This is a genomic window from Streptomyces sp. NPDC088733 (genome assembly GCF_044751185.1).
Lineage (GTDB): Bacteria > Actinomycetota > Actinomycetes > Streptomycetales > Streptomycetaceae > Actinacidiphila.
Genome location: NZ_JBIVLH010000013.1, coordinates 227444 through 241925, shown reverse-complemented (window position 1 = coordinate 241925; position 14482 = coordinate 227444). Strand labels below are relative to the sequence as shown.

General features: G+C 73.6%; 13 protein-coding genes. 7 read left to right on the top strand and 6 right to left on the bottom strand.

Translation table 11 applies throughout. The features are described from left to right. Window positions 1–121: 121 nt before the first annotated feature. Window positions 122–919: a tyrosine-protein phosphatase gene (locus ACIP64_RS24660; protein ID WP_401590587.1), complete on the top strand. Its 798-nt coding sequence runs from the start codon at window positions 122–124 to the stop codon at window positions 917–919. A 21-nt stretch (window positions 920–940) separates the two neighbouring features. Here the strand turns inward: ACIP64_RS24660 and ACIP64_RS24655 are convergent, their stop codons facing one another. Next, window positions 941–1933 carry an NAD-dependent epimerase/dehydratase family protein gene (locus ACIP64_RS24655; protein ID WP_401590585.1) on the bottom strand — a complete coding sequence of 331 codons (993 nt, stop codon included), beginning with the start codon at window positions 1931–1933 and terminating at the stop codon, window positions 941–943. Between the two features lie 150 nt (window positions 1934–2083). Between ACIP64_RS24655 and ACIP64_RS24650 the strand changes: the two genes are divergently transcribed. From ACIP64_RS24650 to ACIP64_RS24635, 4 genes are all read left to right on the top strand, one after another. Further along, complete coding sequence (locus tag ACIP64_RS24650; RefSeq protein ID WP_401590583.1) at window positions 2084–3736, top strand: amidohydrolase; 1653 nt, start codon at window positions 2084–2086, stop codon at window positions 3734–3736. 78 nt (window positions 3737–3814) lie between these two features. Then, the gene (locus ACIP64_RS24645) at window positions 3815–4243 is read left to right on the top strand and encodes a VOC family protein (protein WP_401590580.1); all 429 of its coding nucleotides are present in this window, start codon (window positions 3815–3817) and stop codon (window positions 4241–4243) included. Beyond that, window positions 4240–5325 carry an adenosine deaminase gene (locus tag ACIP64_RS24640; RefSeq protein ID WP_401590577.1) on the top strand — a complete coding sequence of 362 codons (1086 nt, stop codon included), beginning with the start codon at window positions 4240–4242 and terminating at the stop codon, window positions 5323–5325. Before ACIP64_RS24645 ends, ACIP64_RS24640 begins: the two co-directional genes overlap by 4 nt. Before the next feature lie 153 nt (window positions 5326–5478). Continuing rightward, the gene (locus ACIP64_RS24635) at window positions 5479–6459 is read left to right on the top strand and encodes a hydroxyacid dehydrogenase (protein ID WP_401590575.1); all 981 of its coding nucleotides are present in this window, start codon (window positions 5479–5481) and stop codon (window positions 6457–6459) included. An 18-nt stretch (window positions 6460–6477) separates the two neighbouring features. Here ACIP64_RS24635 and ACIP64_RS24630 read toward each other — a convergent pair whose 3' ends face one another. From ACIP64_RS24630 to ACIP64_RS24610, 5 genes are all read right to left on the bottom strand, one after another. Next, window positions 6478–7749, bottom strand: coding sequence for an alpha-L-fucosidase (locus ACIP64_RS24630; RefSeq protein ID WP_401590572.1), 1272 nt, complete (start codon window positions 7747–7749; stop codon window positions 6478–6480). A gap of 165 nt (window positions 7750–7914) precedes the next feature. Beyond that, window positions 7915–8841, bottom strand: coding sequence for a carbohydrate ABC transporter permease (locus tag ACIP64_RS24625; RefSeq protein ID WP_401590570.1), 927 nt, complete (start codon window positions 8839–8841; stop codon window positions 7915–7917). Next, complete coding sequence (locus ACIP64_RS24620) at window positions 8838–10187, bottom strand: ABC transporter permease subunit (protein WP_401590568.1); 1350 nt, start codon at window positions 10185–10187, stop codon at window positions 8838–8840. The genes ACIP64_RS24625 and ACIP64_RS24620 overlap by 4 nt, the downstream gene beginning before the upstream one ends. Window positions 10188–10196: 9 nt before the next feature. Continuing rightward, on the bottom strand, window positions 10197–11534 hold the full coding sequence (locus tag ACIP64_RS24615; RefSeq protein WP_401590565.1) for an ABC transporter substrate-binding protein: 1338 nt from the start codon (window positions 11532–11534) through the stop codon (window positions 10197–10199). Window positions 11535–11753: 219 nt separating this feature from the next. After that, window positions 11754–13031, bottom strand: a complete 1278-nt coding sequence (locus ACIP64_RS24610; RefSeq protein WP_401590563.1) for an ABC transporter substrate-binding protein — start codon at window positions 13029–13031, stop codon at window positions 11754–11756. Window positions 13032–13201: 170 nt separating this feature from the next. Here ACIP64_RS24610 and ACIP64_RS24605 point away from each other — a divergent pair, with 170 nt between their 5' ends. Then, entirely contained in the window at window positions 13202–13708 is a 507-nt protein-coding gene (locus ACIP64_RS24605; RefSeq protein WP_360899707.1) for a PadR family transcriptional regulator, read from the top strand. After that, window positions 13705–14481, top strand: a complete 777-nt coding sequence (locus tag ACIP64_RS24600) for an ABC transporter ATP-binding protein (RefSeq protein WP_401590560.1) — start codon at window positions 13705–13707, stop codon at window positions 14479–14481. The genes ACIP64_RS24605 and ACIP64_RS24600 overlap by 4 nt, the downstream gene beginning before the upstream one ends. Window position 14482: the final 1 nt, after the last annotated feature.

Below are 14482 nucleotides of genomic sequence, written 5' to 3'. Positions count from 1 at the left end.
CTTCAGCTAAACCCGTGCGGCCGCCGTCCGCACCCCGGGGGCACCCGGATGCGCGTCCTCCCGCCGTGACGTACTGGTACAAAAGAACAGGCGACACGAAGCCCGTCACGAGGAGGCCGTCTTGGAAGCGACGCACGACGGCCCGGGGGGCGGCGCGGCCCGATGGGTGGAACTGGCCGAGGTCGACAACATCCGCGACCTCGGCGGACTGCCCGTCCTCGGCGGCGGCAGGACCCGGCGCGGCGTGGTGTTCCGGGCGAGCACCCTCCAGGACGCCACGGCCGGCGACGTCGAACTGCTGCTGGGGCGGTACCGGCTGCGGACGGTGGTCGACCTGCGCGGCCCCGACGAGGCCGCCCGCGAGGGGCACGGCCTGCTCGCGGGCACCACAGTGCGCCGGGTCAGCCTGCCCGTGCGCCGTGTGCAGGCGCTCGTGACCGACGCCGTGCCGGCGGTGCGCGGCGAAGGCGGGGAAGCCGCCGACGACACGGCGGGCTTCTACGAGGGCCTGCTCGACGGCAGCGGCGCGTCCCTGGTCGACGCCGCGCGGATCGTCGCGGACACCGAGCAGCACGCCGTGGTCTTCCACTGCGCCGTCGGCAAGGACCGCACCGGTGTCCTGGCGGCGCTGCTGCTCGACGCGGTCGGGGTGCCGGCCGACGCCATCGCCGCCGACTACGCCCTGACCGCCCAGCGCGTCGTCCGGATCCGCGAGCGCCTCGCCCGGCTCCCCTCGTACCGCGACCTGCCCGCCGTCGAGCACCACTACATGGCCTCGAAGCCCCAGGTCATGCACCACTTCCTCGACACCCTGCGCACGCGGCACGGCGGCGCCGGCCGGTGGCTGCGCGAACGCGGCCTCACGGGTGCCGAACTCGGCCGCCTCAAGGACGTGCTGGTGGCCGTCCCCGAGAGCTGAGGCCGCCCGCGCGGGCCGCCGTCACCCGAGACCCTTCAGGGCCGCGGCCTCCTTCTCGGGCGGCAGCCCCACCGCCGGACGGTCCGGGCGCTGCGGTGCGACCCCGCCCAGGGAGCGCAGCCACGACCAGGTGTCGGCGACCGTCTCGGCGACCGGGCGGCAGCGCAGCCCGGCGGCGACGGCCCGGGAGACGTCGCCGGCGTGCAGGGTGTCGTACAGCTCGCCCGGCGGCAGCCAGACGGGCAGCTCGGTCCACGGCTCGATGCCGGCGTCGAGCACGGCGGCGGGCTCGGCCCACCGCAGGTCCGCCGCACCGCCCGTCACCTGGGCGCAGAGGCCGAGCAGTTCGCCCGTCGTGGTGTGCCCGGACGGGCTGACGATGTTGTACGCGCCGCCCAGTCCCGCCGCGGCGGCGTCCAGCGTGAAGGCGGCGAGGTCGCGCGCGTCGACGTACTGCAGCGGCAGGTCGCGCGGCCCGGGGGCCAGCACGGGGCCGCCGCGGGCCATGCGGGTGAGCCACCACGGCAGGCGGCCGATGTTCTCGTACGGGCCGAGGATCAGCCCCGCCCGGAGCAGCAGCGCGCGGTCGCCGAAGGCCCCGATGGCGGCCAGTTCGCCGCCCCGCTTGGCTCGTGCGTAGTCGACGTCCGCGCCGTCGTCGGGCGACGCGTCGACCACCGGTCCGTCCTCGTCGAGGCCGGCGGGCGCGGGGTAGGTGTACACCGAGCGGCTGGACACGTAGGCGTAGCTCCCGGCGCGGCCCGCCAGCAGGGCGGCGCTGTCCCGGACCGCCGACGGCGCACCGGACCACGTGTCGACCACCACGTCCCACTCGCCCCGCGCGAGCTCCGCGAGGCCGCCTTCGGCGACCCGGTCCCCGTGCAGCACGGCGGCCCCCGGCGGCGGCGAGTGCCGTCCCCGGTGGAACACCGTGACCTTCTCACCGCGCGTCAGGGCCTCCTCCGCCACCGCGCGCCCCACGAACTCCGTACCGCCCAGGATCAGCACATTCATGCGGCCACTGTGCCGTGCCGGAGGCCGCCGCGGGGCCGGTCACGCTCTGAGCGCAACCGCGGGGCCGGCGGGGCGTGGTGCGTCCGGCGCGGGCGGGTGTACAACGGCTGCTCGATGCCCTGCCCCGAGCCCCCGATGTGGAGCGCGCCCATGTCCCGACCCCCTGCCGACCTGGTGTTCACCGGCGGCCCGGTGCACACCGTCGACGCCGTCCTGGGCCGTGCCTCCGGTGTCGCCGTGACGGACGGCCGGATCACCGCCGTCGGCCACGACGAGGTCCGCGGGTTCATCGGCCCCCGCACCGAGGTGGTGGACCTTGCCGGACGGCTGCTGCTGCCCGGATTCCAGGACGCCCACGTCCATCCGCTCGGCGCGGGCCTCGAACTCGGGCAGTGCCATCTCGCCGATGCCCACGACGCGAGGGAGTACGTGCGCCTGGTCCGCGCCTACGCCGACGCGCACCCCGGGGCGGAGTGGATCACCGGCGGCGGCTGGTCGCTGGAGGCGTTCCCCGGTGGCAACCCCACGGCCGCCCTCCTGGACGCGGTCGTGCCCGACCGCCCGGTCTTCCTGCCCAACCGGGACCACCACGGCGCCTGGGTCAACTCCCGTGCCCTGGAACTCGCCGGGGTCACCCGGGACACCCCGGACCCGGCGGACGGCCGCATCGAGCGGGACGCCGGCGGCCACCCCACCGGCATGCTGCAGGAAGGCGCCCAGCACCTGGTCGGCCGTCTGCTGCCCGCCGTCACCTTGGCCGAGCAGAAGGCCGCCCTGCTGCGTGCCCAGTCGGTGCTGCACGCGCTCGGTGTCACCGCGTGGCAGGACGCCATCGTCGGCGCGTACGCCAACATGACCGACCCCGTGCCCGCGTACCACGCCGTCATCGACGACGGGCTGCTCACCGCCCGGGTCGTCGGGGCCCTGTGGTGGGACCGGGACCGGGGCGCGGAGCAGATCCCCGAACTCCTCGCACGGCGGGCCGAGGTGAGCCGCGGACGGTTCCGTGCCGGCACCGTCAAGGTCATGCAGGACGGCATCGCGGAGAACGGGACCGCCGCCCTGCTGGACCCCTATCTCACCGCTTGCGGCTGCGCTTCGGGCAACAGCGGCATCAGCTTCGTCGACCCGGCCGGCCTCGCCGCGTACGTCTCGGAACTCGACGCCCACGACTTCCAGGTGCACTTCCACGCCCTCGGGGACCGCGCGGTGCGCGAGGCCCTGGACGCGGTGGGGGCCGCGCGCGCCGCCAACGGCTTCCGCGACACCCGGCACCACCTGGCCCATCTCCAGGTCGTCCACCCCGACGACGTCGCCCGCTTCCGCGCGCTCGGCGCCGCCGCCACCGTCCAGGCCCTGTGGGCCGCCCACGAGCCGCAGATGGACGAGCTCACCCTGCCCTTCCTCGGTCCCGAACGGGGCGCCTGGCAGTACCCGTTCGGCGACCTCCTGCGCGCGGGGGCGACGCTGGCCGCCGGCAGCGACTGGCCGGTCAGCAGCCCCGATCCGCTCCAGGCGCTCCATGTGGCCGTCAACCGCCGCCTGCCCGGGGCCCCCGAGGGCACCCCGGTCTTCCTGCCCGGGCAGCGCCTCGACCTCGCCGCGGCCGTCGCCGCGTACACCGCGGGCTCCGCGCACGTGAACCACCTGGACGACACGGGGACCGTCACCCCGGGCAAGCTCGCCGACCTGGTCGTCCTCGACCGCGACCCGTTCGCCGGACCCCCGGAGGCCGTCGCGGAGACCCGTGTGCTGCAGACCTTCGTCGACGGCCGCCGCGTGTACGCCGCGGCGGACGCCTGAGGCGCGCCGCCGCCGGGCTGCGCCGGGGCGGGAGGGCGCGCCTTGCCCGTCGTGGAGTGTTACGTATAACGTTGGCCCATGTCCCGCATAGCCCTGGTCACCCTCGTTGTGCCCGACCACGACGAGGCCATCGCCTTCTACACCGGCCCGCTCGCCTTCGACCTGGTCGAGGACGAGCCGCGCCCCGGCGGCGGCCGCTGGGTGGTCGTGCGCCCCCGCGGCGCGGACGAGGGCAGCGGGCTGCTGCTCGCGCGGGCGAAGAACGAGGCGGAGCTCGCCTGCGTCGGCGACCAGACCGGGGGACGGGTCGCCTTCTTCCTGCACACCGAGGACTTCGCCGGCGACTACGCGCGGATGCGCGCCGCCGGGGTGACCTTCCTGGAGGAGCCCCGCCACGAGACGTACGGCTCGGTCGTCGTCTTCCAGGACCCCTGGGGGAACCGCTGGGACCTCCTCCAGCCCGCCGCCGCCCCCGCCGCCACCCCCGACCAGGAGTCCACCGCGTGACCACGGCCGCTGCCCCCGACACCGATCTCCTGCGCCGGCTGCCCAAGGCCGTGCTCCACGACCACCTCGACGGCGGCCTGCGCCCGTCGACGCTCGTGGAACTGGCCGCGCGGATCGGGCACACGCTGCCCGCCACCGACCCCGCCGCGCTGGCCGCCTGGTACTACGACGCCGCGAACTCCGGCGACCTCGTCCGCTACATCGCCACCTTCGAGCACACCATCGCCGTGATGGGCACCCGCGAGGGCCTGCTGCGCGTCGCCGAGGAGTACGTGCTCGACCTGGCGGCCGACGGCGTCGTCTACGGTGAGGTCCGCTACGCCCCCGAACTGCTCGTCCACAGCGGGCTGGCGCTCGCCGAGGTCGTGGAGACCGTGCAGGAGGGCCTCGCCGCGGGCATGGCCAAGGCCGCCGCGGCGGGCACCCCGGTCCGGGTGGGCACGCTGCTGTGCGCGATGCGGATGGCCGACCGCAGCCGGGAGGTTGCCGGGCTGGCCGTCGCCTACCGCGACGCGGGCGTCGTCGGCTTCGACATTGCGGGCGCCGAGGACGGCTTCCCGCCCGCCGACCACCTGGCCGCCTTCGCGTACCTGCGCGAGGAGAACGTGCCGTTCACCATCCACGCCGGCGAGGCCCACGGCCTGCCCAGCATCCACCAGGCCGTGCAGGTCTGCGGGGCGCTGCGGATCGGCCACGGCGTCCGCCTCGTCGACGACATCGTGGACGGCAAACTGGGCCGCCTCGCCCACTGGATACGCGACCGGCGCATCGCCCTGGAGGTCTGCCCCACCTCCAACCTGCAGACGGGCGCGGCGACTTCCGTGGCCGATCACCCCATCACCCTCCTGCGCGACCTGGGCTTCCGGGTGACCGTCAACACCGACAACCGCCTGGTGTCCGGTACGACGATGACCCGCGAGACGGAGCGCCTGGTCACCGAGGCCGGCTGGACCGTCGCGGACCTGCGGACAGTGACGGTGGACGCCCTCAAGAGCGCGTTCATCCCCTTCGACGAGCGCAACGCGCTCATTCGCGACGTGGTCCTGCCGGGCTACGAGGCCGCGCTCGCCGGCGGCCTCTGACCGGGGCCGGGGGCTGTCCCCTTCGCCGGGTTCGTGCGTCCTTGACTTCGTCCGGCGGCCCGCGAAGGATGGCGGTCGCTCGCCTTGTCCGCCCGCCCGCCCCGGCCACAGGACGGTCCTCTCGTGCAGCCTGCCCCGCGTACCGTCCTGGCGATGAGCGCGCGCACCCGCGACGCCGTGTTCGGCGCGGGCGCCCTGGAACGGCTGGCGCGCGTCGCGCGCTTCGAACCCGGCCTCCTCGTGGAGGACTTCGCCGCCCCGGGAGCGCGGGAGGCGCTGGCCGCGGCGGAGGTGCTGCTCACCGGATGGGGCTGCCCGCCGCTGGACGAGGCCGCCCTCGACCGGATGCCCCGGCTGCGGCTGGTCGCGCACGCGGCCGGTACCGTCAAGCAGCACGTCACCGACGCCGTGTGGCGACGCGGCGTGCTCGTCTCGACCGCGGCCGCGGCCAACGCGCTGCCGGTCGCGGAGTACACCGTCGCGGCGGTGCTCCTGTCCAACAAGCGGGTGCTGGACACGGCGAGCGCCTTCCGCCGGGCGCGGGGAGACATCGGGGCGTTCGAGGCACTGGCCGGGGCGGGCAACTACCGTCGCACGGTGGGCGTGGTCGGCGCCTCCCGGGTCGGCCGGCGGGTCCTGGAACTGCTGCGCCCGTACGACCTGCGGCTGCTGGTCCACGACCCGTACCTGGGTCCGGCCGCGGCGGCGGGGCTGGGCGCGGAATGGGCCGGTCTCGACCACCTGTGCCGGACCTGCGACGTGGTGAGCATCCACGCCCCCGAACTGCCCGCGACACGGCACCTGTTCGACGCCGCCCGGCTCGCGCTGCTGCGGGACGGCGCGACCCTGGTGAACACCGCGCGCGGTTCGCTGGTCGACACCGCGGCGCTGACCGCCGAGCTGGTCGCCGGGCGCCTGCACGCCGTCCTCGACGTCACCGACCCCGAGCCGCTGCCGGCCGATTCCCCGCTGTGGGACCTGCCCAATGTGCTGCTAACCCCGCACGTCGCGGGCTCGCTCGGCACCGAGCTGACCCGGCTGGCCGACACGGCGACCGGCGAGATCGAGCGCTGGGCCCGCGGCCTGCCCCTGGCGCACCCCGTACGGGCCGAGGACCTCGACCGCTCGGCCTGACCCGCCGGGCTTCGCGGGTCAGGAGCGGCCGGTGCCGCGGTACAGGTCGAGTTCGCCGTCGAGTTCGACCGCCAGCACGGTGGCGTGGGGGTCGGCGTCCGCCGCGGGCGGCGCGTCGATCCAGGTGACGCCGGGCACCTCGTGCAGCCCGCCGGTGACGTTGTGGCCCAGCTCGGTGCCGGTGCCGACCACCGAGACGCGGCGGACGCGGTTGCGCAGGCCCCGCACCGACACGGCCTCCCGCGGGGCGTCGAAGCAGACCAGGTAGAGGGTGCGGCGGTCCGCGGACAGGGTGCTGGGGCCGTAGTGGTGGCCGGGCGGCAGGCCGGCGACCGTGCCGTGGACGGCGTCGGAGTGCGCGCGGATCCAGGCCCCGAGGCCCTCCAGGCGCTCGGTCTGCTCCGGGGTGACGGTGCCGTCCTCGCGGGGGCCGACGTCCAGCAGCAGGTTGCCGCCCGCGCCGATGGTCTCCGTGAAGTAGCGGACCAGCCGGGACACCGACTTGTGGTGGTGGTCGCCGGGCTGGAACCCCCAGGAGTCGTTCACCGTCAGGCACAGCTCCCAGGGCCCGGACGGCGGTTCGACCGGGATGCCCTGTTCGGGGGTGGCGTAGTCGCCGTGGCTCAGCATCCGGGCGTTGAGCACGGTGTCCGGGTTCCCGGCCAGGATCGTGGCGGCGAGGGCGTCCAGGCCCCACTGCTCCTCGCTGCGCTCCCACTCGCCGTCGAACCACAGCAGGTCGGGGCGGAACCGGGTGACGAGTTCGGCCACTTGGGCGTCCCGGTAGGCGAGGTAGCGCCGCCAGGCCGCCGGGTCCTGCCGGCCGTCCGCGGGGACGACCCAGCGGCTGGTGGACACGTCCGGCATCGGGGGTCGCGGATGCACCACGCTGGCGTAGTCGGGGTGGTTCCAGTCGGAGTGCGAGTAGTACAGCCCGACCTTCAGTCCCTCCTCGCGCAGCGCCCGCGCGTACGGGCCGATCAGGTCGCGCCCGGCCGGGGTGCGGCGTGCCACCGACAGGTCGCCCTGGGCCGTGTCCCACAGCGCCACGCCGTCGTGGTGGCGGGCGGTGAGGACGGCGTACCGGGCGCCGGCGCGGGCGAACAGCCGGGCCCAGGACCGGGGGTCGTAGCGGGCGGCGGTGAAGCCGTCGAGCTGGCGCATGTACTGCTCGTGGCTGACCTGCCCGGTGTAGAACGACCACGACTCGGGGACGCCGTCGACCGCGTAGATCCCGTAGTGGACGAAGATGCCGAGCTTGGCGTCGGCGAACCAGGGCTGCATGGGCATGGGGCGGGTCCTTGCCGGTCGGGGACGCACGGGCGGGCCGGGGCGGCGCAGACGTCGGAGGGATCCGGCCTGCCGGGCCGACTCTAAAGTGGTATGGACCACCTGGCAAGCAAGTCCTCCGACGTCTGCGCCGCCCCGGCTCCTTGGCCGTGTTCGCGCGCGGCGTCACTTCACCGAACCGGCCATGACCCCCTCCACGAAGTGCCGTTGGAAGGCGAAGAAGACCGCCAGCGGCACGATCAGCGACAGGAAGGCGCCCGGCGCCAGCACGTCGATGTTGGAGCCGAACTGCCGCATCTGCGACTGGAGGGCGACGGTGAGCGGCTGTGCACCGCTGTCCGCGAAGATCAGCGCGACGAGCATGTCGTTCCAGACCCACAGGAACTGGAAGATGGCCAGGCTCGCGATCGCCGGACGCCCCACCGGCAGCACGAGTTTGCGGAAGATCGTCCACTCGGTGCCGCCGTCCATCCGCGCCGCCTCCAGCATCTCGCGCGGGATCTCGGCGAAGTAGTTGCGCAGCAGGAAGATCGCGAACGGCAGTCCGTACGCGACGTGGAAGAGGACCACGCCGGCGGTCGTCCCGAACAGGCCGACCGCCCCGAAGAGCCGGGCGACCGGCACCAGGCCGATCTGCACCGGCACGACGAGCATGCCGACGACGACCAGGAACACCCAGTCCCGCCCCGGGAACTCCAGCCAGGCGAAGGCGTATCCGGCGAGCGCGGCGAGCACCACGACCGCCGCGGTCGCGGGCACCGAGATCAGCACGGTGTTCCAGAACGCCTGGGTGATGCTGCTGTCGCCGAGGATGGCCGTGTAGTTGCCGAACCCCAGCGACCCCGGGTGCAGCAGCCCGGTCCACCAGCCGGACGCGGAGGTGTCGTCGGCGTCGCGCAGCGAGGAGACGAACAGCCCGGCGGTCGGGGTGAGCCAGATCAGCGCGACGACGGTCAGCAGTGCCTGGACCAGCCCGCCGCGCAGCCAGGACGCGATCCGGCGGGCGGCCGACGGCCGGCCGGGGCCGCCGCCGGACCGGGCGGCGGAGGTGCGGGGCGGGGCGGGCCGCGGCGCGGCGCTCTGCACGGTCATCGCGAACTCCTGCGGAAGCGTCGGATGTTGAGGGCCATCGCGGGGAGCACGAGCAGCAGCAGGACGACGCCGATCGCGCTGCCCAGACCCTGGTTGTTGCCGCCGCCGAAGGAGACCAGCCACATCTGGAGGGCGAGCACGTTGGCGTCCTCCTGCACCGGGCCCGGGGCGATGATGTAGACGAGGTCGAAGACCTTCATCACGTTGATCACGAGTGTCACGAAGACCACGCCCAGTACGGGGGCGAGCAGCGGGACCGTGATGCGGCGGAAGATCTGCCACTCGTTCGCGCCGTCCATCCGCGCCGCCTCCAGGGTCTCGCGGGGCAGCGAGGACAGCCCGGCGCCGATCAGCACCATCGAGAAGCCGGTCCAGATCCACAGGTAGGCGCCGATGATCGCCGGGGTGATCAGCGTCGGGCCGAGCCAGGAGACGCCGTCGTACGGGGGCGCGAAGTTGCGCGCCGGGAGGCGGACCTCGCCGCCGCCGGCCGCGTCGGTGAAGCGGAACGAGCCGTCGTCGGCGGTCGTGGTCGTGGCGACGACCCCGCCGTCCTTCATCAGCTCGACCGCCATGTGCGGCAGGCCCTTCTCCTGCGGGTCGACCTTGCCCGGCGTGCCGCCGCCGCCCGGCACGAAGTCCAGGTAGACCACGCCGGTCACCTCTCCGTCGCGCGCGGGCGCGGGGGCGGCCGGACGGGCCCCGCCGGGCAGCGACTGCGGCGGCAGGCCGACCAGGGGGAGCGTGACGGTCGTGCCGGCCTCCGCCGGACGCACGGTCCGGAATCCGCCGTCGGAGGCCGTGAGCACGTCGTTGCCGCGCGGCCGGGCGCCGGGGTACGCCGAGGCGTCGGTGAAGGAGTCGTGGATCGCCACCGCCGCGGCGTTGAGGACGCCGCGCTGCGGGTCCTGGTCGTACACCAGGCGGAAGGTGATGCCGGCGGCGAGGAAGGAGACCGCCATCGGCATGAAGATCAGCAGCTTGAACGCGGTGGCCCAGCGGATCCGCTCGGTGAGCACGGCCAGCACCAGGCCCACGCCGGTGAGCAGCGCCGGGGCGACCACGACCCAGATCGCGGTGTTGCGGATCGCCTTGAGGGTGGCCGGATCGGTGAACATCTCCTGGTAGTTGGAGAGTCCCACGAAGCGGTCGCCGCTCGCGTCGAAGAGGCTGCGGCCGACCGAGAAGAGGATGGGGTAGCCGACGAGGGCGCCGAGCAGCGCCAGTGCCGGCAGCGCGAAGACGACGGCCACGGCCTTGGCCCGGCGCGAGCGGCGCCGTACGGCCGGCGGGGTGGTGCCGCCCGCCGGGGCGGACGGCACCTTGCGGGTGAGCGCGGTGGACATGACGGGACCTCAGCCCTGGTAGGCCTTGGCGGCCGCGGCCTCGAGCTTCGCCGCGGTGGCCTTGGGGTCCTTCGGGTCGGCCAGGAAGTCCTGGAGGATCTTCCACTCGCCCTTGCCGGGCGTGCCGCCGAAGGCGGGAGGGGTCTGGTCGGACATGTCGAAGCGCACCGTGTCCCCGGCGCCGACGAGGGACTTGGCCGTCTCGCGCGTGGTGTCGTCGGCGTAGGCGGCCGGGTCGAGCTTCTGGTTGGGCGACAGGTAGCCGCCCGCCTTGGCCCAGATCGCCGCGGCCTCGGGGGTCGCCAGGTACTCCAGCAGCTTCATCCCGGCCTTGGTGTTCTTGCCGGACTTCAGCGCCACCGCGGCGTCGCCGCCGCCGACCACCGGCGCGGGACCGCCGTCGACGGAGGGGAACGGGAAGAACTTGGCGTCCTCGCCGACCGTGCGGCCGAGGTCCCCGGAGACGACGCCGCCGACGAAGTCGCCCTCGTAGACCATGCCGGCCTTCTGAGTCTTGCCGAAGACCTGGGCGACGGAGTCGGGGAAGCTGGTGGCCAGGGCGCCCTTGCGGCCGCCCGCGATGAGGTCGTCCTTGCCGAACACCTTCGCCAGCGTGCCGAGCGCCTTGACCACGGTCGGGTCGGTCCACGGGATCTGGTGCTGCGTCAGCTTGTCGTAGTTCTCCGGACCCGCCTGCGAGAGGTAGACGTTCTCGAACCAGTCGGTGAGCGTCCAGCCGTCCGAGCCGCCCACGGCGAAGGCCGGCAGACCCGAGTCGGAGATCGCGCCGGCGGCGTCCAGCAGCTCCTGGAAGGTCTTCGGCGGCTGCACGCCGGCGGTGTCCAGCGCCTGCGGGCTGTACCAGACGGTCGACTTGTCGGAGGCCTTGAAGTACAGGCCGTAGTAGGTGCCGTCGACGGTGCCGAACGTCTGCCAGACCTTGGCGAAGTTCTGCTCCGCGGCGCTCTTCACGGCCGGGGACAGCGGCAGCAGCCAGCCCTTGCCCGCGAACTGCTGGACCACACCGGGCTGCGGGGCCATGGCGACGTCGGGCGAGTCGCCGCCCTCGATCTTGCTGCCCAGCACCGTGGCGAAGTTGTCGCCGGTGGACACGTAGGCGACCTTCGCCCCGGTCTTCGCGGTGAAGCCGTCCAGGACCTTCTGGAAGTTCTTCTGCTCCGTGCCGGTCCACACGGCGGCGACCGTCACCGTCTGGCCCTTGAGCTCCTGACCGCCCGAACCCTTGCCGGCGCCGGAGTCGGAGGCGGCCTTCGTGTCGCCGCCGCAGGCGGTGGTCGTGAGGGCCAGACCGCACAGTGCGGTGGCCACGACGAGCGTGCGCTTCATCGGGACGGTGTCCTCTCCTCGGTGGAACGGCGCATGAACGGACACGGCACGCCGCGTCAACTGGCCGGTTATGCATGCATGTTAGGTATCTGTTTCCAGGAGATGTCAATGGAGCTGCCAAAAACAGCGTGCAGTGCGGGGTTTTGTCAGGAAAGGTGCAAGACGTACGGCGGGAGGGACGTCAACTCGCTACTTAACAAGTAACTATGGCGAGGAGGTTCAGCCGCCCCGTACGATCTCCCGCAGCTCGCGGTCCAGCCGCGCCACCGCCTGCCCCGGCGTCGTGTGCTGCGCCAGCGCGTCCCGGCTGACCGCCGCGACCGCCAGGCTCACCTGCTCGTAACGCGCGCTCTTCGGACGCGGCTTGGCCGCCCGCACGCTCTGCTCCAGCACCGGCAGGTACGGATAGCGTCGCACCAGCACCGGGTCCCGGTACAGGTCCGCCCACACCGGCGGCAGCGAACCCTCGGTGAGCACCTGGCGCTGCACGGACTCACCCGTCATGTACGCCATCAGATCGGCCGCCGTGCGCGGATGCCGCGCGTGGGTGCTGACCGCGAGGTTGGACCCGCCGAGCACACTGGAGCCCGGACCGCCGGGGCCCGGCAGCGGCACCGCGCCGAACCGGCCGGCCACCTTCGAGTCAGGGTCCGACGCCAGGTCGTACACGTACGGCCAGTTGCGCAGGAAGAGCAACTCGCCGTCCTGGAAGGCGCGCCGGGACTCCTCCTCCTTGAACCGCAGGGCAGCACGCGGGATCCAGCCCTCGCGCACCCCGCGCACGAGGAAGTCCAGCCCCTCCCGCGCCGCCGCCGAGTCGACGGTGACACGGGTGCCCTCGCCGCCGAGGATGCCGCCGCCCGCCGACTGCACGGCCTCGGTGACATTGACCGTCAGCCCCTCGTACGGCAGGAACTGCCCGGCGTAGCCGCCGATCCGGTACTTCGGCGCGAGCGTTTCCGCCTCCTCCTCCAACTGCGCCCAGGTGCGCGGCGGGGCCAGGTGCTCCCGGTCGAGGATGTCCTTGCGGTAGTACAGCAGCCCGGCGTTGGTCACGTACGGCACCGCGTAGAGCCGCCCGTGGAACGTCGCGGTGTCCACCACCGACGGCAGCAGCCGGTCCAGCGGCAGCCCGCGCGGGTCGACCGGCGCGATCCAGCCCGCGCCCGCGAACTCCGATGTCCACGCCACGTCGATGTTGAGCACGTCGAAGCGGTCGCTGCCGGACCGCAGGCTGTCCGCCATCTGCGCGTGCACCTCGTCGGCGGCCTCCGGCAGCTCCACCAGGGTGGCCCGCTCCAGCGGGTGGGCGCGGTTCCAGCCGTCCAGGACGTGCTGGAGGTACCCGGTCAGATCCCGGCCGGTGGCCAGCGTCACCGGCCCGCGGCCGCCCTCGCCGGGCGGCCCGTCGGCGGCACGCGCGCCCGCGCCCCCGTACCCGGTCGCCAGCAGCGTGGCGACGAGCAGCGTTCTTCCCGCGGCCCGCGCCCAGCGCATCCGATCCTCCAGGTCCCGCCCCGGTGCGACGTCGTCGTCGTCCGAAGGGCCATGTATACCTGTTGGACATGCGCGATACTAGCCATTGCGGCAATATGGCCTGCTCGACGACGGGCCGGGGCAACTGCGGCCCCTAACAGGCAGGTAGCCGGGGAGGAGGCGGGACGAGCGTGCGCCTTCCCCTCATGGCACTGCTCGCCAAGGGGCCCGCCCACGGCTACGAGCTCAAGACCGAGCTCGAGAAGGTCTTCGGCGCCGCCTATCCCCAGCCGAACATCGGCCAGATCTACGTGACACTGGCCCGCCTGGAGAAGTCGGGACTGATCCGGGGCGAGGACGTCACGCAGTCCGGCCGGCCCAACAAGCGGATCTACGAACTCACCGACGCCGGGCGGGAGGCGGTCTCCGCCTGGTTCGAGGAGCCGTCCAGCGAGCCCCGGGTGCGCGACGAGTTCTTCATGAAGCTCGCCCTCGCCCCCGCCACGGGAATGGCCGACCAGGTCTCCCTGATCAACAAGCAGCGCCGCCACTACCTCAACCTGATGCGGGCCATGTCGCGGCTCGCCTCGGCGGAGGACCGGGACAACCGCATCGCGCAACTGCTCATCGAGGGCGCGACCCTGCATCTGCAGGCCGACCTCGACTGGCTGGAGCGCTGCCAGGAGGAGCTGGAATGAGACGGGCCGAACCGCCCCTCCCGCAGGCGTCCCACATGCTCCGGGTCGAGGGACTGGTCAAGACGCACCGCGTGGACGGCAACGAGGTCAGGGCGGTGCGCGGGGTCGACCTGGAGGTCCGGCCCGGCGAGTTCGTCGCCGTCACCGGGCCGTCGGGCGCGGGCAAGTCGACCCTGCTGCATCTGCTCGGCGGGCTGGAGCGGCCCGACCGCGGGCGGATATGGCTGGACGGGCAGCGGGTCGACCAGCTCAGCGAGGCGCGCTGGGCGGTGCTGCGGCGGCGCGGCGTCGGCATCGTCTTCCAGTTCTTCAACCTCGTCTCCACCCTCACCGTGGCCGACAATATCGAACTGCCCGCCCTGCTGGCCGGCCGCTCGCCGCGCCAGGTACGCGCCGCCCGGCAGGAGCTGCTGGCCGAACTCGGCCTGGAGGGCAAGGAGGACAGCACCCCCGCCGACCTCTCCGGCGGCGAGCAGCAGCGCGTCGCCCTCGCCCGTGCCCTGGTCAACCGCCCGGCGCTGCTGCTGGCCGACGAGCCCACCGGCAGCCTGGACAGCAGGGGCAGCCGGGAGGTGCTGCGGCTGCTCGCCCGCTGCCACGAACGCGGCCAGACCATCCTGCTGGTCACCCACGACGCCAAGGTGGCCAGCGCCGCGGACCGGGTGATCAGCCTCTTCGACGGCCGGATCGTCGACGACGTCGTCCTCGACGCCCCGTCGGCCGCCGCCCGTCCCTCCCGCGCCGCCGCCGACGTCGTGAAGCTGCAGGGCTGAC